This is a genomic window from Salegentibacter sp. T436 (genome assembly GCF_001932675.1).
Taxonomy (GTDB): domain Bacteria; phylum Bacteroidota; class Bacteroidia; order Flavobacteriales; family Flavobacteriaceae; genus Salegentibacter; species Salegentibacter agarivorans.
Genome location: NZ_CP012872.1, coordinates 384646 through 407661, shown reverse-complemented (window position 1 = coordinate 407661; position 23016 = coordinate 384646). Strand labels below are relative to the sequence as shown.

At 37.2% G+C, this 23016-nt stretch carries 23 protein-coding genes; 18 read left to right on the top strand and 5 right to left on the bottom strand.

The annotated features are described in order from the left end of the window. The first annotated feature begins 18 nt into the window (after positions 1-18). The 8 genes from AO058_RS01875 (at position 19) to AO058_RS01840 (ending at position 7966) form a co-directional block, all read left to right on the top strand. On the top strand, positions 19-897 hold the full coding sequence (locus AO058_RS01875; RefSeq protein WP_075324967.1) for a tetratricopeptide repeat protein: 879 nt from the start codon (positions 19-21) through the stop codon (positions 895-897). Between the two features lie 89 nt (positions 898-986). Continuing rightward, the gene (locus tag AO058_RS01870) at positions 987-2339 is read left to right on the top strand and encodes a UDP-N-acetylmuramate--L-alanine ligase (RefSeq protein ID WP_075327855.1); all 1353 of its coding nucleotides are present in this window, start codon (positions 987-989) and stop codon (positions 2337-2339) included. 65 nt (positions 2340-2404) lie between these two features. After that, on the top strand, positions 2405-3106 hold the full coding sequence (gene radC / locus AO058_RS01865; RefSeq protein WP_075324966.1) for a RadC family protein: 702 nt from the start codon (positions 2405-2407) through the stop codon (positions 3104-3106). Positions 3107-3115: 9 nt separating this feature from the next. Continuing rightward, the gene (locus AO058_RS01860; RefSeq protein WP_075324965.1) at positions 3116-4405 is read left to right on the top strand and encodes a polysaccharide deacetylase family protein; all 1290 of its coding nucleotides are present in this window, start codon (positions 3116-3118) and stop codon (positions 4403-4405) included. Continuing rightward, the gene (locus AO058_RS01855) at positions 4392-5081 is read left to right on the top strand and encodes a YjjG family noncanonical pyrimidine nucleotidase (RefSeq protein ID WP_075324964.1); all 690 of its coding nucleotides are present in this window, start codon (positions 4392-4394) and stop codon (positions 5079-5081) included. The genes AO058_RS01860 and AO058_RS01855 overlap by 14 nt, the downstream gene beginning before the upstream one ends. Before the next feature lie 47 nt (positions 5082-5128). After that, positions 5129-5683, top strand: coding sequence for a hypothetical protein (locus AO058_RS01850; protein WP_075324963.1), 555 nt, complete (start codon positions 5129-5131; stop codon positions 5681-5683). Beyond that, on the top strand, positions 5683-7089 hold the full coding sequence (locus AO058_RS01845; RefSeq protein ID WP_075324962.1) for a DUF5723 family protein: 1407 nt from the start codon (positions 5683-5685) through the stop codon (positions 7087-7089). The genes AO058_RS01850 and AO058_RS01845 overlap by 1 nt, the downstream gene beginning before the upstream one ends. Before the next feature lie 10 nt (positions 7090-7099). Continuing rightward, positions 7100-7966, top strand: a complete 867-nt coding sequence (locus AO058_RS01840; RefSeq protein ID WP_075324961.1) for an SPOR domain-containing protein — start codon at positions 7100-7102, stop codon at positions 7964-7966. Here the strand turns inward: AO058_RS01840 and AO058_RS01835 are convergent. Beyond that, positions 7960-9234, bottom strand: coding sequence for a replication-associated recombination protein A (locus AO058_RS01835; protein WP_075324960.1), 1275 nt, complete (start codon positions 9232-9234; stop codon positions 7960-7962). The two genes, AO058_RS01840 and AO058_RS01835, sit on opposite strands and share 7 nt — an antisense overlap. Before the next feature lie 85 nt (positions 9235-9319). Between AO058_RS01835 and AO058_RS01830 the strand changes: the two genes are divergently transcribed. Next, entirely contained in the window at positions 9320-10138 is an 819-nt protein-coding gene (locus AO058_RS01830) for a rhomboid family intramembrane serine protease (RefSeq protein ID WP_075324959.1), read from the top strand. Positions 10139-10158: 20 nt separating this feature from the next. Here AO058_RS01830 and rlmB read toward each other — a convergent pair whose 3' ends face one another. The 4 genes from rlmB to AO058_RS01810 form a co-directional block, all read right to left on the bottom strand. Further along, positions 10159-10899 (bottom strand): 23S rRNA (guanosine(2251)-2'-O)-methyltransferase RlmB, encoded by a 741-nt coding sequence (gene rlmB, locus AO058_RS01825; protein WP_075327854.1) that lies wholly within the window; start codon positions 10897-10899, stop codon positions 10159-10161. 102 nt (positions 10900-11001) lie between these two features. Then, positions 11002-11730: a hypothetical protein gene (locus AO058_RS01820; RefSeq protein WP_075324958.1), complete on the bottom strand. Its 729-nt coding sequence runs from the start codon at positions 11728-11730 to the stop codon at positions 11002-11004. A gap of 36 nt (positions 11731-11766) precedes the next feature. Further along, the gene (locus tag AO058_RS01815) at positions 11767-13191 is read right to left on the bottom strand and encodes a SusD/RagB family nutrient-binding outer membrane lipoprotein (RefSeq protein WP_075324957.1); all 1425 of its coding nucleotides are present in this window, start codon (positions 13189-13191) and stop codon (positions 11767-11769) included. Positions 13192-13202: 11 nt separating this feature from the next. Then, on the bottom strand, positions 13203-16421 hold the full coding sequence (locus AO058_RS01810) for a SusC/RagA family TonB-linked outer membrane protein (RefSeq protein ID WP_075324956.1): 3219 nt from the start codon (positions 16419-16421) through the stop codon (positions 13203-13205). Positions 16422-16850: 429 nt separating this feature from the next. Here AO058_RS01810 and rpsL point away from each other — a divergent pair, with 429 nt between their 5' ends. From rpsL to rpsS, 9 genes are all read left to right on the top strand, one after another. After that, a complete protein-coding gene (gene rpsL / locus AO058_RS01805) occupies positions 16851-17225 on the top strand; it encodes a 30S ribosomal protein S12 (RefSeq protein WP_037319203.1) in 375 nt (124 codons plus the stop codon). A gap of 23 nt (positions 17226-17248) precedes the next feature. Further along, positions 17249-17725 (top strand): 30S ribosomal protein S7, encoded by a 477-nt coding sequence (gene rpsG / locus AO058_RS01800; protein ID WP_070053719.1) that lies wholly within the window; start codon positions 17249-17251, stop codon positions 17723-17725. Positions 17726-17731: 6 nt separating this feature from the next. Then, positions 17732-19840, top strand: coding sequence for an elongation factor G (gene fusA, locus AO058_RS01795; RefSeq protein ID WP_075324955.1), 2109 nt, complete (start codon positions 17732-17734; stop codon positions 19838-19840). A gap of 10 nt (positions 19841-19850) precedes the next feature. Then, the gene (gene rpsJ, locus AO058_RS01790) at positions 19851-20156 is read left to right on the top strand and encodes a 30S ribosomal protein S10 (protein WP_037319211.1); all 306 of its coding nucleotides are present in this window, start codon (positions 19851-19853) and stop codon (positions 20154-20156) included. Between the two features lie 200 nt (positions 20157-20356). Beyond that, positions 20357-20968, top strand: coding sequence for a 50S ribosomal protein L3 (rplC, locus tag AO058_RS01785; protein WP_075324954.1), 612 nt, complete (start codon positions 20357-20359; stop codon positions 20966-20968). Next, the gene (gene rplD, locus AO058_RS01780) at positions 20968-21597 is read left to right on the top strand and encodes a 50S ribosomal protein L4 (RefSeq protein WP_075324953.1); all 630 of its coding nucleotides are present in this window, start codon (positions 20968-20970) and stop codon (positions 21595-21597) included. Before rplC ends, rplD begins: the two co-directional genes overlap by 1 nt. A 5-nt stretch (positions 21598-21602) precedes the next feature. Beyond that, the gene (gene rplW / locus AO058_RS01775; protein WP_075324952.1) at positions 21603-21893 is read left to right on the top strand and encodes a 50S ribosomal protein L23; all 291 of its coding nucleotides are present in this window, start codon (positions 21603-21605) and stop codon (positions 21891-21893) included. A 9-nt stretch (positions 21894-21902) separates the two neighbouring features. Beyond that, complete coding sequence (rplB, locus tag AO058_RS01770; RefSeq protein ID WP_075324951.1) at positions 21903-22730, top strand: 50S ribosomal protein L2; 828 nt, start codon at positions 21903-21905, stop codon at positions 22728-22730. 6 nt (positions 22731-22736) lie between these two features. Next, positions 22737-23015: a 30S ribosomal protein S19 gene (gene rpsS / locus AO058_RS01765; protein ID WP_057482232.1), complete on the top strand. Its 279-nt coding sequence runs from the start codon at positions 22737-22739 to the stop codon at positions 23013-23015. Position 23016: the final 1 nt, after the last annotated feature.

The window sequence follows — 23016 nt, the reverse complement described above, 5'->3', positions numbered from 1 at the left end:
TATGAAAAAATTAATAGGATGACTAACAAATTCTTAATATTCAGTATAATTCTCTATTCAATTTTAACGCCTGTTTTAGCTCAGTCTTCTATAGAAACCGGGGAGAAATATCTTAATGAAAACCAAATTAAGCAGGCAAAGAAGGTTTTTAAAGAGCACAAGGAGAATTTAAAGGCCATAGAATACCTTGGTGATATTGCCAGTTTTGAGAAAAAATGGGATGAAGCAATAGATTATTATGAAAAACTGGTGGAAAACCAGCCTAACTCTTCGGCTTATAACTTCAAACTTGGCGGAGCCATGGGAATGAAAGCTATGGAAGCATCTAAATTTAAAGCGGCTTTAATGCTGGGCGATATTAAAACCTACCTGAATAAAGCTGCCGATTTAGATGAAAATCATGCAGAAGTCCGTAGGGCGTTAGTAGAACTTTATATGCAATTACCAACTATTATTGGTGGTAGCAAAGAACTTGCGCAGCAGTATGTGAAAGAACTTCAGTCAATAAATAAAGTAGATGCTTACCTGGCGCAGGCTTATATTCATAAAATAGAAGAAGACCGGGAAGCAATGAAAATAGCAGTGAATAAAGCCCTTGAAGCGGCCAATAAAGATAAAAGCCTGGTAGCGCGTAATTACCTGAATTATGAATTAGGCGAAAGAGCGGCTTTGTTAAATCTGAAGCCGGAAATGGCAGTTGATTTTCTTGAAAAGTATATAAAAAATTATAATTATAAAGATTTGAAATCGCCGGCCTGGGCCCATTTTCATATTGCTAAAATTCAGGCTTCAAAGAATAATCAGGATCAAGCTTTGACTCATATAAATAAAGCCCTGGCATCAAAGTTTAATTTTCCTGAAGCCGAAAAACTCAAACAACAAATATTAGAGATGTAGGCTAAAGGCTTTTCCTAAAGTCTTAACTATATTTGCAACCAGTTAACAGAGTTGAAATTGCCATAATTACTGGCGCGAAAAAGAATCTAATGAAACTTCATTTTATAGCAATTGGCGGTAGTGCTATGCATAGTCTTGCCCTTGCACTTCACACAAAAGGAAATATTATTACCGGAAGCGATGATGCTATCTACGAACCCTCAAAATCTGCTTTACAAAACAAAGGTTTGCTTCCGGAAGAATTTGGGTGGTTTCCTGAGAAATTAACACAGGAATTGGATGCCGTGATATTGGGTATGCACGCCAGGAAAGATAATCCCGAGTTGAAGAAAGCCGAAGAATTAGGCTTGAAAATTTATTCGTATCCTGAATTCCTTTTTGAACTTTCTAAAGAGAAAACACGCGTAGTAGTTGGTGGATCTCACGGAAAAACTACGATTACGGCTATGATATTGCACGTGATGCATTATCATGGGAAAGAAATTGACTATATGCTTGGTGCCCCGGTTCGCGGAATTGAAAATACTATTAATCTAAGCGATGAGAATGACTTTATGCTCATTGAAGGTGACGAATACCCGGCTTCAGCTATAGATCTTCGTCCTAAATTTCATCTTTATCAACCAAATATAGCCTTACTTAGTGGGATTGCATGGGATCACATTAATGTGTTTCCCGCTTTTGAAAACTATCTAGAGCAGTTTCAAATTTTTATAAAATCTATTGTAAAAGGCGGAATCCTCGTTTATAACGAAGAAGATGAAGCTTTGAAAATTTTAGCTGAAAATACCGAAAATCAAATAAGAAAGCATCCTTATTTTACCCCTGAGTACCACGTAGAAGATGGAGAAACAATCCTGGAAACTTCTGAAGGGGATATGCCTTTAGAAATCTTTGGAAGACATAATATGAATAACCTTGCAGGTGCTAAATGGATTTGCCAGCATATGGGAATTGATGAAGACGATTTCTATGAAGCGATGATGGAATTTGAAGGTGCCAGCCGCAGGTTAGAAAAGATTTATGAAAATGAGAACGGAATTATTTTTAAAGATTTTGCGCACAGCCCATCTAAAGTGAAAGCCAGCACAGAGGCGGTCAAAGAACAATATCCCAATAAGAAACTTATTGCCTGTTTAGAATTACACACTTTTAGCAGCCTTAATTCAGAATTTATTCAGCAGTATAAGGATACTTTAAGTGAAGCCGATGAAGCTGTAGTGTTCTATTCTCCAGAGGCAATTTCGCAAAAACAAATGCAAGCTGTTTCTCCCGAGGAAATAAAAAATGCCTTCAATGAACCAAATCTGGAAGTGGTTTCTGAAACTTCAGCATTTAAAAAAATATTGGAATCTAAAGATTTTAAAAATTCGGTTTTACTTTTAATGAGTAGTGGGACTTTTGGAAGTTTAGATATTGAAGAGGTGAAAGCTTTGTTTTAAGGTAAATACCTCATTTTAAATTGTCCCGCTGTAGATAAGAAATCATTTTTTATCTTTATAAAACTATGGGGCAGGAAAATCAGGTTGGTTTTGGAATTAAATCCTGGGCAGAAGACGATCGGCCCAGGGAAAAACTGCTTCATAAAGGTAAACTCAGTCTAAGCAACGCTGAACTTATCGCAATATTAATTGGTTCAGGAAGCCGCAATGAATCTGCAGTGCAATTAAGCAAACGCATTCTAGCTTCTACAGGAAATCAACTTAGCGATCTCGGAAAACTTTCAGTAAAAAAGCTCTGTGAATTTAAAGGAATTGGTCCGGCAAAAGCTATAAGTATTGTAGCTGCGATGGAACTGGGCCGGCGCCGAAGAACAGAAGAAGCCTTAGAGAAGAAGAAAATTACTTCCAGTGCTTCGGTTTTTGAGCTGATGCAGCCTATAATTGGCGAACTTTATCACGAAGAATTCTGGATTATTTATCTTAATAATTCCAATAAAGTTATTGAGCAATTACAACTTAGCAAAGGTGGCATTACCGGCACCCTTGTAGATGTGCGACTCACACTTAGAAAAGCGCTGGAAGTTGGTGCAACTTCTATTATTTTGGCGCATAACCATCCCTCGGGAACTTTAAAGCCAAGTGAAGCCGATAAGCAACTTACCCAAAAGCTTAAAACTGCCGCGCAAAGTTTAGATATAAAGGTGTTAGACCATCTTATTGTTACCGAAAAATCATACTTTAGCTTTGCAGACGAAGGCGTACTTTAAATTGATTAAATGCTACTAATTTATACCCAGAAAATCACCCCGCGAATAGTTTACACTTTCAAACATATTTGCACCAATGTTCTGGGGATTTCTATAAAATTTACTACTAAAATTGAAGAATTTATCGCCCACGAGGGGATGAAACTTTCTTACGGGAAACAAGCCCTGGGAAACGAATTGTTTGTGCAAAAAGTAGATCTTTTACTAGAACAGGGTTTAAGCGAGGTAGAAATAAAAGTACAGCCCTGGGGCGATAATTATTGCTTTTTCCCAGTGTCAGAAAACAGTGCTTTGCCTTTTGATATTTTTGCAGCTTCTTTCTTTTTACTGAGTAGGTACGAAGAATATTTACCGCACGTAAAAGACGATTTAGGGCGTTTTCCTGCTTCAGAAAGTGTAGGTTTTCAGGAAGGATTTTTAAAAACTCCCGTAGTAGATATCTGGGCTTATAAATTTAAGGAAATTCTGCTGGAAAGATTCCCGGAAATTTCACTTGCTAATAGGAAATTTCATACCAGGGCCATAATAGCAGTAGAGCACGTTTTTAATTTTCAGAATAAAGGGTTTTTGCGCAGTTTAGCAGGAATGCATTTAGATATTATAAAACTCCAGTTTAATAAAGTTTTAGATCGTATACAGGTAGTGATGCGGATTAAAAAAGATCCAATAAATATTTTTGAAGATCTAATTGCCTTTATAAAGGAATACAAAGTTCCTTTACTGTTTATGTTTCAGCTTAGTGATTTTTCTATTTACGATCGTAACATTAATTACAACCGAAACCCGTATCGCTCTATTATAAAATATGTGGGAGATTATGCTAAAGTGGGTTTAATGCCCGGTTATTTTGCAATGGAAGATTTTAAAACCCTTCGGAAGGAAAAGTTGCGTATGGAGAATACCGTACATACCCCTTTAGATAGCGTGATTAATGTGAAATATAATTTGAATATTCCTGAGTTTTATAATTTCCTCTCAGAGCTTGAAATTCCGCAGGATTATTCTATGGGATATCCTGAAACTGCCGGTTTTAGAGCGGGGACCTGCAGTCCTTTTTTGTTTTATGATATTAATACTGAATCTACCCTCGCTTTAAAAATTCATCCTTATGTATTCAATTCAAATATCGTAGAACATACAGATTTTGGACAATTAACCGGCGATATTGGCAAAATGATTGCTGAAGTAAAAAAAGTAGGTGGAAGTTTTAAAGCGGTATTTAAAAATCAGGATTTTTCTGAATATTCTAACTTCCAGGCTTATTACGCATTACTAAAACAGATTTATGAAATTAAGTAATATCAATCATATATTTTTCGATTTAGACCATACTTTATGGGATTTTGATCGAAATTCTGCCCTTGCTTTTGAGCGGGTTTTTAAATTCAGAAATATTCCGTTAGAGATAAACGATTTTCTCAAAATCTATATGCCGGTAAATTTTAAATACTGGGAGCGATATAGAAATGATCAGGTTACAAAAGAAGCTTTACGCTACGGGCGGTTAAAAGACAGTTTTGATCTTTTAAAATTTGAAGCCGATAAGGATTTAATAAATAATATTGCGATAGATTATATAGAATATCTACCCGACCATAATCATCTTTTAGATGGTAGTAAAGAGGTGCTGGATTATCTTCATAAAAGTTATGAATTGCATATTATCACAAATGGCTTTGAAGAGGTGCAGCATAAAAAACTTTCTAATTCCGGTATAAGTAAGTATTTTACTACAATCACTACTTCTGAAGAAGTAGGGGTGAAAAAACCCAATAGATTAATTTTCGAAGCCGCACTCAAAAAATCTTCAGCTACCCCCGAAAATAGTATTATGATTGGAGATAATTATGAAGCCGATTGTACAGGAGCTCAAAATTGTGGGATAAAACCCATCTTCTTCGACTACTATGGAAATAAAGAAAACATCGGCGTAATGCATATAAAAACGTTAAATGAACTAAAGACCTATTTGTAATAGTATTCTTTTGTTAATTTCGTTAGTGCAGCCTAAAGCCGTGCCTAATGAAATTACTTTCAAAATTTATTTTAAGAAGTATTGGCCTAGTGCTTATTGGGGTTGTGTTATGCGGTTGCGTAAAAGATATAGATCTTAACCAAAAAGAGGAAATTAGTTTAAGCCCAGATGTGCAAATAGATCTTCTTATCTACGATATAGACCAATCTCAATTTAAAGATCCTTCTACCGGAAATGTTAGAAACCATATAAGTGATACAGTTCGCTTAGAATTTCTGGACGACGATTATATTCAGAAAGATCTTACCTCAGTAGAATTTTATTTCAGGCATATTAATACTTTTCCCCACGAGATAGAAAGTAAGATAAGATTTTTATCTGATGGTAACCGGGAACAATTTGCGGTAAACTATACAATAAAGCCGGGGATTAATGGTAATCCCGTAACAACAGAACAGTTTGAGTTTATTGAAGAAAATCGTATACATTTAGTTCGTAGAACAATAAAAATGGTTGTTGAATTAGAGGTTCAACCGGGATCAGCGAAGTTTGAAGGGGAATTAGATTTCGCTTCCAAAGGCCTCTTTTCGTTTGAATTTTAATGATGTGGAGACTAATAGGATTGTTTTTAATTATTTCAGGAACGGTTGTAGCCCAAAACAAACCGCTACTGTTTAATGTAGACGATTTGCCACAAACTTTAATGAGTAATCCCGGGGCTCAAATTAACTTTACTGGCCATATTGGGATTCCGTTTTTTTCACAAATCCATCTTTCTGCAGGTTCTACGGGAGCCGATCTTTATGATGTTTTTGCCAATGATGGTACTAACATAAATATCCGAATTCAGGAAACCATGCGCAATATGGATTCCAGGGATTATTTTTCCATAAATCAGCAATTGGAAATCTTTTCTATGGGTTGGAAAATAGATAAAAAGAATTATCTGTCTACCGGTATTTACCAGGAAATGGATGTGTTTTCTTATTTTCCAAAAGACCCTGCGATTCTGGCCAACGAAGGGAATAACGATTATTTAAACGAACCTTTCTATTTTGACGATGTGTCTTTTACCGGAGAAATAATGACAGTGTATCACCTGGGAATTAACCATAAATTTGATAACCGGCTCACGGTAGGTGCGAGGGCAAAATTATATTCCAGTATTTTTAATGCCGAAAGTACCGGGAATACAGGCAGATTTACCACCTATACCACTCCCGATGGTAGAAATGTCTACAATCACGAAGTGGTAGATATGAACGTTTTAATTAATACCTCAGGTTTTGCTCCCTTAAAGGAGGAAGAAGGAATGACCGTAGAACAAGCTACCGCCGAATTGCTAAGTCGGTCTTTTTTTGGAGGCAACGTGGGTTTCGGCTTGGATTTGGGTCTTTCCTATATTTTGCATGAACAATTTATCCTATCAGGTTCTGTGCAGGATCTTGGTGCTGTTTTTCAGCGTAAAGATGTAGAAAATTACAGGTATTTTGGATCTTATGAAACCAGCGGGATAGAACCACTATTCCCTGAGTTGGATGCAAATGAGGAAGCATTACCATATTGGGACGATTTTGAAGATGAAGTAGATAGAAATCTTAGAGATGAAACTACCAACCAATCTTATACTACCTGGCGACCTATAAAAGCAAACTTTGCTATGGAATATGGTTTTGGCCCCGCTTTTTTACCCTGTCATTACCTAAGTGTGAAAAAAGTGAGGTATATGAATTTGCTGGGAATGCAGCTAAGCGGTGTAAAGAGGCCAAAAGGTTTTGTATATGCTTTTACTACTTATTGGGATAGAAAAATTAATGAAAACCAGCGCTTAAAAGTCTCTTATTCTTTAGACGATTATTCTTTAACTAATATTGGCTTGATGTATACAAGAACTTTTAATAAATTTAATGTTTATCTGGCTGCCAATAATTTGCTGGCTTTCCCTAATTTGGCCAAAGCTCACAGTGCTTCCCTGCAATTGGGGATGCAGCTTATTTTTAATGATTAATAATATTTAAATGAAAAGAATAATTTTTATAATCACTTTTTTTATTGGTTCTATTCCAATGCTTGCGCAAGATCTTGATCAATATAAATATGTTATAGTTCCTGAAGAGTTTGAGTTTTCTAAAGAAAAAAATCAATTTCAATTAAACGCACTCACTAAATTTCTCTTTGATAAATATGGATTTGAAACATTGATGAAAAGTGAAGAAAAACCAGCCGATCTTCAGGAGAATTATTGCCTGGGGCTCAATACCAAAGTAAAAGATAATTCGGGTTTATTTGTGACTAAACTGGTGATTCAGTTAGAAGACTGCAGAGGTAATATTGTTTTTGAAACCAAAGAGGGGCGAAGCAGGGAAAAAGATTATAAAGCAGCCCATCACGAAGCTTTGCGGAATGCTTTTAGTGATATTGAAGCATTAAATTACAGCTATAATCAGGGTGAAGTTGCAGCGACTGCACCTGCTAATGATAAGAAGCCGAAAGCTGCCGAAAAAGCTGAAGTAGCACAAAGCAAGCCTGAAACCAGAGCTCCCGAAGCTCCTGAAGACGCTCAAACACCTGCAACAGCTCCCGCCGAAGTAGTGGTTGAAAACCCTATGATAGATAATGATTCAGCAAAGGAATCGGAATTTGAAAAAGATAATATTTCTTATTTTCTTGAAAAATCAGATTCAGGGTATTCATTTTTTCAGGAAAATTCCCAGGAACCTTTTGCTGTTTTAGCCAAATCTGGTGAGAAAAATAGCTTTATCTACAAATCCCTCACCCGGCAAGGCGTAGCCTATTTTGACGAGGGAGGCAATTTGGTAGTCGAGTATTTAAATGCCGAAAATAAATCGGTTAAGCTTGTTTATAAAGCTTCAGCCAATCAATAATTATACTTGGTTTTCCAGCGTTTCTTAAGAAATTCTCTTTGAGCATTTTCCCGCGGATTGTTCCCGGGATCATAAAACTTTGTATTTTTTATTTCATCTGGCAAAAACTCTGCTTCTACAAAATTATTCTCGTGGTTGTGAGCATATTTGTAATCTTTTCCATAGCCAATATCTTTCATGAGTTTGGTTGGAGCATTCCTAATAGAAAGTGGCACCGATAAATTTCCTGTTTTTTTTACTGCGCTTTGTGCCTGGTTAATTGCCATATAGGCCGCGTTACTTTTTGGGGAAGTTGCCAAGTAGGTAACGCATTGGCTCAATACAATTCGGGCTTCAGGAAAACCAATGGTAATTACTGCCTGAAACGTGTTATTAGCTATAACCAGGGCGGTAGGATTGGCATTTCCGATATCTTCACTGGCTAAAATTAGTAATCTGCGGGCAATAAATTTTACATCTTCACCACCTTCAATCATCCGGGCGAGCCAGTAAACAGCCGCGTTGGGATCGCTCCCGCGAATAGATTTAATAAATGCCGAAATAATGTCGTAATGCTGTTCACCGGTTTTATCGTAAAGCACTGTGTTTTGCTGAACCCTATTAAAAACCATATCGTTGGTAATTTCCAGGTTTCCTTCAGAAGAAGTAACGAGAAGTTCAAAAATATTGAGAAGCTTTCGGGCATCACCGCCACTTAATCTAAGTAAAGCTTCGGTTTCCTTTAATTTTATATTTTTGGCCGCAATAATTTTATCTTCCCGCATCGCTCTTTCCAAAAGTGCTACCAGATCTTCTTTGGTAAAAGGTTTTAAAATATAAACCTGGCAACGGGAAAGTAGGGCAGAGATCACCTCAAAACTCGGATTTTCAGTAGTTGCACCAATTAAAGTAACCCAACCTTTTTCTACTGCGCCTAACAGAGAATCCTGTTGAGATTTGCTAAAACGATGAATCTCGTCAATAAATAGAATAGGATTTTTTGTGGTGAATAAACCATCGCTTTTTTTAGCTTTTTCTATCACTTCCCTAACATCTTTCACGCCACTGCTAATTGCGCTCAGTGTAAAGAAAGGCCTGTCTGAAGTAGTGGCTATAATATTGGCTAAAGTGGTTTTGCCAACGCCCGGCGGCCCCCAAAAAATCATGGAAGGAATAATGCCTTGTTGAATTTGCTGCCTCAGTGCTCCCTTTGGCCCAATAAGGTGCTGCTGACTTAAATAATCGTCTAAAGTTTGTGGCCGTAATCGTTCTGCTAATGGTTTACTCATCTGACAAAATTAGTAAATTGAATAACACTTTGTCATCTATTAACAAATGGATTCTTTTTTGTAATATTAAAAGAAACTAATTCTTTTGAAACAGTCCAGTCCTTTTGTTTTTACTACCGGTGTTTTGGGATATCCCATCCTGTTTGTGCTGCTTATATGGATAGTTTTCTGGTTTGAGATTCGCTTCGGAATTAGTTTTAACAGTTTTGGTGTACGGCCGGGAGAAGTTAAAGGTTTACGTGGAATTTTATTCTCACCATTTATCCATGGCGATATAAAGCACCTTTTCAATAATACCATCCCGCTTTTTGTGCTTTCCATGTCACTTTTCTATTTCTACAGAAAAATAAGCTGGCCGGTTTTAATTATTGGTTTGCTGCTTACCGGAATTCTTACCTGGAGCATTGGACGGCCTGCGAACCATATTGGCGCGAGTGGAATAATATATATGCTTGCCGCTTTTTTATTTTTTAAAGGTATTTTTTCTAAATACTATAGGTTAGTTGCTCTTTCTCTAATCGTAGTTTTTCTTTATGGCGGAATGCTATGGTATGTTACTCCTATAAATCCTGAAATTTCCTGGGAAGGTCATTTATCGGGATTAATCTCGGGTTTTGTGTTATCGGTTTTTTATCGGAAGAATACTATTAAAAGTCCTAAATACGAATGGGAAAAACCTGAATACAGCGAGAAGGAAGATCTATTTATGCAGCATTTTGATGAAAATGGGAATTTCATTGAACGGCGCTTTGAAACGAAGGAAGAGGAAGAGGCTTACCAACCTCCCGAAGTAAATTCGGGACAGGTTCCGAAAGGGGAGCAATATATTGCAAATGAAAATGATGATAGAGATAAAATTACTTATCGCTATTTTTATAAGAAATCCGAATCCAGGAAAGAGTAAGGGAAAACCTTTTTGAATAACTAAGGAGTTTGTCTTTGTCTTATCGCTTCATACAAAAATACACCACAGGCAACCGATACATTCAATGATTCTATTTTGCCAAACATTGGCAGTTTTGCCTTTTTATCTACGCTTTTTAATATAGAATTTGAAACTCCTTTAGCTTCATTTCCCATAATAATTCCTGAGGCCTGCTTAAAATCTACATCGTAAATTGTGTCTTCTGTTTTTTCGGTAGCAGCTACCAATTGCACACCTGAAGATTGTAAATAAAAAACAGCATCTTTAATGTGATTTACTTTTACAATAGGAAGGTTGAATACCCCACCAGCTGAAGTTTTAACGGTATCGGCATTTAAAGGCGCACCTCCTTTTTCAGGAATAATTATAGCATCAACTCCTGTGCATTCTGCGGTTCTAATAATTGCCCCAAAATTACGGACATCGGTAATTTGGTCTAGCAATAGAAAAAGGGGAGTGGTTTTTTCTGCAAGAATTTTTTCAATTGTTTCTTCGAGGTTCCCAAATTTAATTGGGGAGATAGTCGCTACCACACCCTGGTGATTTCCTTTGGAAAGCTTATAAAGTTTTTCTTCTGGAACAAATGAAATATTATAGCTGCCCTTTTGAAGAAGGTGATTCAATTCTTGAAATAAAGGTCCTGAGAGGCCTTTTTGAATATATACCTTATCAATGCTTTTTCCTCCCTGAATAGCTTCTATAACAGCCCTAATTCCAAAAATACGTGTAGTTTCTTCCATAGGGCAAAGGTATGCTTTGTTAGGAAATTTAAATAAAGTTAAAGCATAAAAAAAGCCACCCAATCTGGGTGGCTTAGTAGTCAATATTAAAAGAATGGGAAATTAATCCTCGTCTTCAGAATCGTCTTCTTCTTCAAGAACTGTGATTTCACCTTCAGCACCTTCGGTTAAATCACCGCGTGTAGCTGCAAATTGGTAGAAAATAACATCTCCAACTTCAAGATTAAGACCACTGTAATCAAAATCACTCATGCTTACAGATCCTTCGGCAGTGTCAAGATCAAGATCTTCAATTATCATATATTCAGCATCTTCTCCGTTTTTCACCCAAAGATTTACTTCATCTATAGGTGCAGAAGTAGTGCTAACACTATATTCTAATTCAACATCATCCAACTTATTGATTGGAGCTGCTTCTGGATTATCACCTCCAAGAGCTACGGCTTCTACTACACTGATGGTGGCAGGATCATCAGATACGTTACCATTGGAAAGACTGGCACGAACCCTTACTGAATAAGTAGAGTCTACGGCAAATGATCCAAGATCAGCAGCATTGAAAGTTGCCATGTCTCCAGAAATATCGGCGGTAGTCAACGTACTTCCATCCTCAATTATTTCTACTGATTCTACGGTAACACCTTCGTCGGTAAACAATTCAATACTTAAATCCTGATCATAATCAAAAATTGTAAGGCTTCGGGTTTGTAGGTAGGCATAACCACCTACATCCCTTGGATCTTCTCTATATCCGTTATCATCTGGTTCACAAGACGATAAACCAACTACTGCAATTAGGCAGAAGCTTATATATTTCAAAATGTTTTTCATTTTATATTTTTTAAAGTTATTGTTCAAAATTACCAATTACTCTTCATCCCAGAATAAAGGAGTTTGTTGATCATCTCCACCAATAGCATCTGAAGCAGCGCTCCAGTTTGCGTTGTTTAGGTTTTGCTCGTTAACTGGATAAGTATAGCGCAATGGCACTTCATTTCCAGTATCCTCTGGAAGGTTGAATGAAGGAGCATCAAATCTTCTCCATACATTCCATCCCTGGAAAGGATTATCATACATCGCTAACCAGAACTGAGTTGCAAATTGTTCCTCAGAACCATCGTAGGCTACATCACCACTTGCAAGGTAATCTTCAATTTCTCCTTCAGGAATATCCCAGTATTCCATAGAAGCAGTTATTGCAGCTTCGTAGTGCTCTTCAGCAGTACCCCCAACAGAAAAATCATTTTGAGCAGCATCTGCAAGAAGGAATCTAACCTCTGCATAATCCATTAAAATTCCAGGATGAGTAGGTTCTCTAAACGCATCACCTACGTGAGTATAATTCTGAAACGAATTACTTCCACCATAAGTACCACCTATGTATTCACCGCTTGATAAATTATCATCAAGGTAAGCCGAGCGTCTAGGATCTTCTAATTCATTAAGAATATCAACTGCAGTATTAGCTGAAACATAATCTGAACGGCCACTCTGAACTAAATCTTCCCAAAGGGGGTTAGTGTTTGGTGGGGCTGATTGGAATTCTAAAGTGGCATTATCTGCATTGCTAGCAAAAACTCCATCAGTATAAGCATCCTCTGCTGTAGTTTTCGCAAGCGAAGGATTTACATCTGAAATTTGCATAGCTAACCTTAATTGCACAGAATTTGCAAACTTTTCCCATTTAGCCATATCTCCTCCGTAAAGTATATCCGCACCAGCAAATCCCTGGCCGGCACTTAAATTTCCACTGGCGGCACCTATTCTTGAAATTAGATCTTCGTAAATAGTTGCTGCATCATCATAAGCGGGAGAAATGTTATCTGCTCCTCCTAAAGCTTCTGAATAAGGAATATCACCAAAGGTGTCTACCAATACTTGCCAGGTGTATACTTCTAATACTTCAATTTGTGCAATTCTGGCTGTTCTTTCACCTTCACTAAGCGTTTCATCTTCCTGTACTTTTGCTTTAGCATCTTCCAGGTTGAAAATTACCCATCTATATAATCTATTCCAGTGATTTTGTGGAATTCCACGATTAGTTAAATCGTAGTTAGGTTCATCTAAGTAAGTCGTAGAGGTCCAATACTGCGCTACAAATCTGAAGATGTTAAGGTTCACATTAGGACTTGCCATTTGTCTGCTTAAATCTTTTGTAGCACTAGTGAACAAGAAATCTGCGGCTACATCCGTCGGATTTTTTGGATCTTTGTTGAGATCTTCATATTGCTCATCAGTTTGGCAAGACCAAAGTGTTGCTAGAGCAATAAATGTTAATATATATTTTTTCATTTTAATATTTATTAAAAGTTAAGTTTAAGACTTGCACCTATTTCTCTAAATGTAGGGTATGCACCAGATTGGTATCCCTGAACGTTACCGGCACTAAGTCCTGATTCTGGATCTGAATATGGAATGTTCTTATGAATAATCCATAGGTTTCTACCAATTAATGAAACAGAAGCTCTTGTAAATGGCAATCTGTCTATCATTTCTTCTCCAAAAGCATAAGTTAGGTTAGCCTCTCTAAGTTTTACGAAAGAAGCATCATAAACGTGACCGGCATTCGCATCTCTTGCATAACCATAAGGGTTTGCATAAGTAGAGAAGTCTGCTCTTGTACTGTTTGGTTCTCCATTTTCATTAACTCCTGGTAGCACAATACCTCCACCATTAGCTAATGTATTTCTCATTGGATTACCTAAATCATTGGTTCCAACTGATTGATCATAAACACCTGTTGCTTGACCATACCAGGTATCAAGAGAGAAAATATCTCCCCCTTTTTGTACATCAATAAGGAAGCCTAAGCTAAGGTTTTTATATTGGAAAGTGTTTTGTACACCTCCGGTCCATTCTGGCAAAATATTACCAATGATCTCGTTAGAGTTTGGAGTTGTTAAGTAATAGCCATTAGATCCAACAACTTTATTGCCACTGTCATCATAGATATAGTCTGTACCTCTTATGGTACCATAAGGCTCTCCTGGGGTCGCGTTAATAGAAACTCCACCTTGTAATCCAGCTAACTGAAGGTTATCAATTCCCTGTGCAAGGTTTAATACCTCACTACGGTTTCTTGCCCAGTTAATATTCATGTTCCAGTTAAAGTCTTCAGTCCTAATAGGGTTTAAGCGTAAAGAAGCTTCAAAACCTTTATTCTCAACTGTCCCTGCATTAAAGAATACAGAAGTAAATCCAGATGCCATTGATACCGGTACCGGTGTAACTTGATCTTCAGTTTGAGAGTTGTAGTAAGAAAGATCAAAACCTATTCTTCTATCTAAGAAATTAGCTTCAAGTCCAACTTCGTAAGATTTAGTTCTTTCCGGTTTTAGGTTGGCATTGTTTAATGTAGCTTGATTTCCAGCAACACCTGCTCCAGCAAATGGTGTACTTAATACATACGTATTTAGAACACTATAAGGGGCTGCATCATTACCTACTTCTGCATAATTTGCTCTTATTTTTGCAAAGCTTAACCAGTCTGCCTCTACAACATTAGAAAGTAATACGCTAGTAGAGATAGATGGGTAGTAAAAAGTATTATTGTCTGCAGGAAGGGTAGAAGATCGGTCTCTTCTTATAGTACCTTCAACATAATAAGTGTCTAAATAACCTAAACTCGCTCTTGCGTAAATACCATCAATCATTCTTGTGGCATCATATTCATTTGGTGGGTTAATTGGATCCACACTATTGCTTAATGCAAAAAAGTCTGGAGCGTTAAGACCACCATTAGTGGAAGCTCTAATAGAACTGTTATCATTTCTTCTTAGGTTCCAACCTAAATTACCATCCAGGTTTAAATCATCAATGATATCAGTATTGAAATTTAAAATTAAGTCATAGTTATATTCTGCAGCTCTACCATTGTAACGGGAGTATCCAGAAACACCAACACTACCTACATTTCTTCTTTCTTCCTGTAGTTCATCAAAAGTATCAAATGAAAAACGTCCAACTACACTAAATACATCGTTGATTTCGTAGTTAAGGTTAAAGTTACCAAAATACCTGTTACGGGTATCTGTTTGGAAATTTTCGTAACGTGTCCAATATGGGTTATCAGAATATATTGGAGTTCTGTTAAGTGGACTGTTAGGGTTCCAGGTGATATTCTGTCCTGTTTCAAGGTAAGCATCTCTTTGTGCGTAAACATCTACGTTTGCCTGGTTCCACTGGCGAAAAGATTGCATTGGGTTTTCTGAATCGTAACCTGTACCATATCTACCTTTACCGTCTGTTTTGGTGTAAGTAATATTGGCACCTGCGCTAAATTTATCAGTAAATTCGTGTGTTCCACTAAATTTAATAGTGTTTCTTTTAATTCTACTGTTTGGTAGATTTCCCTGGTTGTTTAGGTTAGTAACACCTAATCTAAAGGTACTGGTTTCGCTTCCTCCATCTAAGGCTACAGAGTTTATAGCAGTATAACCTCTTTCCCAAATATCATTTGGAGTATTTTGAGCTGCCTGCCATGGGGTAGCTTGCTGATAAGTGCTTAATTGTGGGTAAATGGAATTCCATTGGTGAATTAATTGACCATCAAAAGGAGCACCAAACGAAGCATCTTCAGTAAATGGCGTAAATGGAATATTAGGATCAAAACCATCAGGAAGATCTAAATTTCCATAAGTGTTGAAAAATGGAGTGTCATAAAATGGGCCATATCCCGCACCATATTGGTCCTGGTAAACAGGAAGGGTATTATCATCTACTGAAGTAGTCATAAAAGTGGAATTGATAGAGATACCAATTCCTTGTTTTTTAGAACCTTTTTTAGTTTCAATAATAATTGCTCCGTTTGCAGCTCTTGCTCCGTAAAGTGCAGTTGCAGCAGCACCCTTTAAAACGTTGATAGACTCAATGTCGTTAGGGTTAATGTCTGATGCAGCGTTACCATAATCATAACCACCACGTCCAGCTTGCTGATCGGCAGTGTTAGGAGTGTCATTACTAATAGGAGTACCATCTATTACAAAAAGTGCCTGGTTGTTTCCTGTTAATGAAGCATTACCACGAATTACAATATTCGTAGATCCCCCCATAGTACCAGAACTTTTAATAGAAAGTCCAGCTACTTTACCAGATAGTGAGTTCATAAAGTTTTGGGTTGGTACATCAGAAACTTCAGCACCTTGAACCTCCTGAGTTGCATAACCAAGAGATTTCTTTTCACGTTGAATACCTAAAGCGGTAACAACAACTTCATCTAATTGGGCAGAATCTGTGCTTAATGTCACATCTATAGTGTCATTGTTTGCTACAGTATATTCTGCGGTTTCCATTCCAACGAAAGAATAAACCAAAACATCTCCTTGTGTGGCAGGAATGGAATAATTTCCGTCAAAATCGGTTTGGGTACCTGTATTGGTTCCCTTGATTAAAACGGTTACACCTGGAAGGGGTAGCCCGTCTTCATCGACTACCGTACCGGTAATCGTTCGTTCTTGTGCAAAAGTAATTTGCACAGCTAACACTAATAATAGTGTTAGAATACTACTAAACTTTGTTCTCATTTTTAAATTTGTTTGAATTAGCCAAGGCCAAAAGTGCTAATAAATGGTTAATAAAACAAACTTTTAATTTTAAATATCAGGTAGTTATTTAAATAAATGTTAATAATTGTATATAGATTGGTTAGAGTCAGGCGTTAAAGTGGTATTGGTGAAATGTTAAAATGTTAGAATATTATTGAATTTTGCTATTAAAATGTAGTTAAAGTCCAAAATATTCCTTTTTGAGTAAGATGAGCTTGTTTTTTAATCAGCTTATTTTTATTGATCTATACCTATTAATATATATGTTGTTAAAAGGTGTGTTCTGTCTTCCAGATTATCCTTCTGAAAATTAATTCATTATAGTTTGATTAATTTGTTTTTATTTCTACATTTGCAAACCCTAAAAAACAGGGGATTAAATTTATTAATAATTAGGTAAAAGAAATTATGCCAACAATTTCACAATTAGTACGAAAAGGAAGAGCCCAGATAACCAAGAAGAGTAAATCGGCTGCTTTAGATTCGTGTCCTCAAAGAAGAGGAGTGTGCACACGTGTGTATACTACTACACCTAAGAAACCAAACTCAGCTATGCGTAAAGTAGCAAGGGTGAGGTTGACAAACGGAAAAGAAGTTAACGCTTATATTCCAGGTGAGGGTCACAATCTACAAGAGCACTCGATAGTATTGGTTAGAGGTGGAAGGGTAAAAGATTTGCCAGGTGTTAGATATCACATTGTTCGCGGTGCATTAGATACTGCGGGTGTTGAAGGAAGAAGCCAGCGTAGATCTAAATACGGAGCAAAACGCCCTAAGAAGTAATTAAAAACTTTTAATGTAAAGAAATGAGAAGAAGACAGGCCAAAAAAAGACCGCTTTTACCAGATCCAAAATTTAACGATCAACTTGTTACACGTTTTGTGAACATGATGATGTGGGATGGTAAGAAATCGGTAGCCTTTAAAATTTTCTATGATTCTATCGCAATTATAGAAGAGAAGAAACAAGACGAAGAAAAAACCGGTTTGGAAATTTGGAAAGATGCTCTTTCTAATGTTATGCCTCACGTTGAAGTTAGAAGTAGGCGAGTTGGGGGTGCAACATTTCAAATCCCAATGCAAATAAGACCAGATAGAAAAGTAGCAACCGCTATGAAATGGTTAATTTCATTTGCGCGAAAGAGAAATGAGAAAACTATGGCGCAGAAATTAGCTTCTGAAGTTCTTGCTGCTGCTAAAGAAGAAGGTGCTGCAGTTAAGAAAAGAGTTGATACTCATAAAATGGCTGAAGCTAATAAAGCATTCTCTCACTTTAGATTCTAAAATAAAATGGCACAAAGAGATTTAAAATTTACTAGAAATATTGGAATTGCAGCTCATATTGATGCAGGTAAAACTACAACAACAGAGCGTATCCTTTATTATACAGGAATAAGCCACAAAATAGGAGAGGTGCATGATGGTGCCGCTACTATGGACTGGATGGAACAGGAGCAGGAAAGAGGTATTACAATTACTTCTGCTGCTACGCATTGTAAGTGGATGTATAGAGATCAGGAATTTACGGTAAATATTATCGATACTCCTGGTCACGTTGATTTTACCGTAGAGGTAGAGCGTTCTTTACGTGTTCTTGATGGTGTGGTTGCATTGTTCAGTGCTGTAGATGGTGTTGAGCCACAATCTGAAACCGTTTGGAGACAGGCTGATAAATATAAAGTACCACGTTTAGGATTTGTAAATAAAATGGACCGTCAGGGAGCTGACTTCTTTAATGTGTGTAAGCAGGTTAGAGAAATGCTAGGTGGAAACCCAGTACCATTACAAGTTCCAATCGGTGACGAAATAGACTTTAAAGGAGTTGTTGATCTTATTTCCAAAAAAGCAATTATTTGGAATGATGAGGATCACGGGATGACCTATGAGACTATAGATATTCCTGAAGAACTTATGGATGATGTGAATAAATACCGAACTGAGCTTGTAGAAGCTGTAGCTGAGTATGATGAAGCATTAATGGAAAAGTTCTTTGAAGATGAAGATTCAATTACTGAAGACGAAATTATTGCTGCGCTTAGAGCTGCAACCATAGATATGTCTATTATACCTATGATGTGTGGTTCTGCCTTTAAAAATAAAGGTGTTCAGGCAATGCTTGATGCAGTAATGAGGTATATGCCTTCTCCAGTAGATGTTGAAGCCATTGTAGGAACAAATCCTGAAACTAATGAAGATGAAAGCAGAAAGCCACACGTTGACTCTCCTTTCTCTGCATTAGCATTTAAAATTGCTACCGATCCTTTTGTTGGTCGTTTGGCATTCTTCCGTGTTTACTCGGGAGCTTTAGATGCAGGATCTTATGTATTGAACAATAGATCAGGTAAAAAAGAGCGTATTTCTCGTATTTACCAGATGCACTCTAATAAGCAGGAGCCTATTAATAGAATTGAAGCTGGTGATATTGGTGCAGCTGTTGGTTTTAAAGACATTAAAACCGGTGATACGCTAACTGATGAGAAACACCCAATCGTTCTTGAATCTATGACTTTCCCAGAGCCAGTAATTGGTATTGCGGTAGAGCCTAAGACGAAAGCCGATGTTGATAAAATGGGTATGGCTTTAGCTAAACTAGCTGAAGAAGATCCAACTTTCCAGGTTAAAACTGATGAAATTTCAGGACAAACTATTATCTCTGGAATGGGAGAGCTTCATATTGAAATTCTTGTAGATCGTTTAAAGAGAGAATTTAAAGTTGAAGTTAACGAAGGTCAGCCACAGGTTGAGTATAAAGAAACAGTAACTAAAACTGCAGAGCATAGAGAGGTTTATAAAAAGCAATCTGGTGGTCGTGGTAAATTTGCTGATATTGTTTTTGAAATGGGACCTGTAGACGAAGACTTTGAAGGAAAAGGACTTCAGTTTGTAGACCAAATTAAAGGTGGACGTATTCCTAAAGAATTTGTTCCTTCGGTAGAAAAAGGATTTAAAGAAGCTATGAAAAACGGGCCAATGGCTGGTTTCCAAATGGATACTTTAAAAGTGATCCTTAAGGATGGATCTTTCCACCCTGTAGATTCCGATCAACTTTCTTTCGAATTGGCTGCAAAAATGGGTTACAAAGCCGCTGCTAAAAAAGCCGGTGCTGTAGTTCTTGAGCCAATTATGAAAATAGAAGTAGTAACTCCAGAAGAAAACATGGGTGATATTGTTGGTGACTTGAACCGTAGAAGAGGTCAGGTAAGCAGCATGTCAGACAGGTCTGGTGCTAAGATTATTAAAGCAGAAGTGCCTTTAGCTGAAATGTTTGGATATGTAACAACATTAAGAACATTATCTTCTGGTAGAGCAACTTCAACTATGGAATTTTCTCACTATGCTGAAACTCCTTCTAATATTTCAGAAGAAGTTATTAAAGCGGCAAAGGGTACAAACGAATAATATTAGGAAAATGAGTCAGAAAATAAGAATAAAACTAAAATCCTACGATCATAACCTGGTAGATAAATCTGCAGAGAAGATCGTGAAGACTGTAAAAACTACAGGTGCGGTGGTAACAGGACCAATTCCTTTGCCTACTCACAAAAAACTTTTTACTGTTTTACGTTCTCCTCACGTAAACAAGAAAGCAAGAGAGCAATTTCAATTAAGCTCTTATAAAAGGCTTCTTGATATCTACAGTTCTTCTTCAAAAACCATTGATGCGTTAATGAAGTTGGAGCTGCCTAGTGGAGTTGAAGTAGAGATTAAGGTGTGATGAAACTTGGTTTTCCGGTTTTTCCGGCAAACCTTAGTTGAATACATCCCGAACTTGTTTCGGGATCTCTTGAGTAAAACTCAAGTTTACATGTCCCGAGCAGTTGGCGAGGGAAAAACGGAAGAAAGATACATTCAGGGCGAAAGTATTTTTCTGCCCTGAATTTTTTTAAATAAATAAGTAATAATCAATAATTAATTATGTCTGGGTTAATAGGAAAAAAAATAGGCATGACCAGTATTTTTGACGAGAACGGGAAAAACATTCCGTGTACCGTAATAGAAGCAGGTCCATGCGTAGTTACCCAAGTCAGAACCAAAGAGGTTGACGGGTATGAGGCACTTCAAGTTGGTTTCGATGACAAAAAGACTGCAAATAAAGCTGCTGAAGGGCACGCTAAAAAAGCAGGAAGCGTTGCAAAACGTAAAGTCGTTGAATTCCAGGGCTATGAAGCAGATTATAAATTAGGTGATGCTATCACGGTAGAGCACTTTAACGAGGGGGAATTTGTAGATATTGCAGGTACTTCTAAAGGTAAAGGCTTTCAGGGTGTTGTAAAAAGACACAACTTTGGTGGTGTGGGTCAGGCGACTCACGGTCAGCATAACCGATTAAGAGCTCCGGGTTCTATTGGTGCAGCGTCTTACCCTGCACGGGTTTTCAAAGGAATGAAAATGGCCGGTAGAATGGGTGGAGAGAGAGTAAAAGTAGAAAACCTGAGAGTTTTAAAAGTGGTGGCAGATAAAAACCTTTTAGTAGTAAAAGGATGTGTGCCAGGTCACAAAAACTCATACGTAATCATTAGCAAGTAATGGAAGTAGCAGTTTTAGATGTAAAAGGAAAAGAAACAGGCAGAAAAGCAAAGCTTTCTGACGCTGTTTTCGCTATAGAGCCAAACGATCACGCAGTTTATCTAGATGTTAAACAATATTTAGCTAATCAGCGCCAGGGAACCCACAAAGCTAAAGAAAGAGCTGAGATTGCTGGGAGTACCCGTAAGATCAAAAAACAAAAAGGTACCGGTACTGCACGTGCAGGTAGCATTAAGTCACCAATTTTTAAAGGCGGTGGACGTGTTTTTGGACCAAGACCAAGAAACTACGGTTTTAAATTGAACAAAAATTTAAAACGTTTGGCAAGGAAATCGGCTTTATCAATAAAAGCAAAAGGAGAATCAATTTTTGTAGTTGAAGACTTTTCTTTTGATGCGCCGAAGACAAAAAGTATGATAGATGTTTTGAAAGCCCTTGGTATTCAGGACAAAAAATCGCTTATAGTGTTGGGTGACTCAAATAAAAACGTATATTTGTCGTCACGTAATTTAAAAGGACTTGAGGTTGTAAATTCCTCAGAATTAAGTACTTACGGAATTCTTAATGCTAAGAATATCGTGTTGCTTGAGGGTTCTTTAGAAGGAATTGAGTCGAATTTAAGTAAATAAGCCTTATGAGTATCTTGATAAAACCAATTATTACAGAAAAAGCCACCGGAGATAGCGAGTTGAATAACCGTTTTTCTTTTGTGGTAGACAATAAGGCGAATAAGATTGAAATTAAGAATGCAGTAGAAGCTGCTTACGGAGTTTCAGTTGAAAAAGTTCGTACTATAAATGTTCGTCCAGATCGCAAAACCAGATATACAAAATCTGGTATGATCACTGGTAAAACCAAAGCTTTCAAAAAAGCATTGGTACAGGTGACGGAAGGTGAAACTATTGATTTATACAGTAATCTTTAAGATTAAAAAATGTCAGTTAGAAAATTAAAACCAATCACCCCTGGTCAGCGTTTTAGAGTAGTTAATGGTTTTGACGCCATTACTACTGATAAGCCGGAGAAGAGTTTAATAGCTCCGTTAAAAAAATCAGGTGGGAGAAACAGTCAGGGAAAAATGACTATCCGCTACAAAGGTGGAGGTCATAAAAGACGTTACAGAATTGTAGACTTTAAGCGCGACAAGCATGGAATTCCTGCTACTGTTGCGAGTATAGAATACGATCCAAACAGAACTGCCTTTATCGCGTTGTTGAATTACCAGGATGGTGAAAAACGATACGTTATTGCTCAAAATGGGTTACAGGTAGGTCAAAATATTGTATCAAGCACAGATTCGGCTGCTCCAGAAATTGGAAATGCAATGCCGTTATCTAGTATTCCGCTTGGTACTGTAGTTTCTTGTATAGAGTTAAGAGCCGGTCAGGGTGCTGTAATGGCAAGAAGTGCTGGAGCTTTTGCTCAATTATTAGCAAGAGAAGGAAAATACGCAACCGTAAAACTACCTTCAGGAGAAATTAGAAGAGTGTTGTCTACTTGTATGGCTACAATTGGAGCTGTATCAAATAGTGATCACCAACTTCAGGTTTCTGGTAAAGCTGGTAGAAAACGTTGGTTGGGTATTAGACCAAGAACAAGACCTGTAGCTATGAACCCTGTAGATCACCCAATGGGTGGTGGGGAAGGAAGAGCTTCCGGTGGTCACCCACGTTCTAGAAAAGGTTTACCTGCTAAAGGTTTCAAAACCCGTTCAAGAACAAAAGCGAGTAATAAATATATTGTAGAACGTAGAAAGAAATAATAAGATATGGCACGTTCATTAAAAAAAGGACCTTACGTTCACTATAAATTAGATAAGAAGGTTGCTCAAAATGTTGAATCTGGAAAAAAAGCCGTGATCAAAACCTGGTCTAGAGCTTCAATGATTACTCCAGATTTCGTAGGGCAAACTATCGCTGTTCATAACGGGAAACAATTTGTACCTGTATATGTGACAGAGAACATGGTAGGGCATAAATTAGGAGAATTTTCACCAACACGTTCTTTTAGAGGACATTCTGGTGCAAAAAATAAAGGTAAAAGATAAT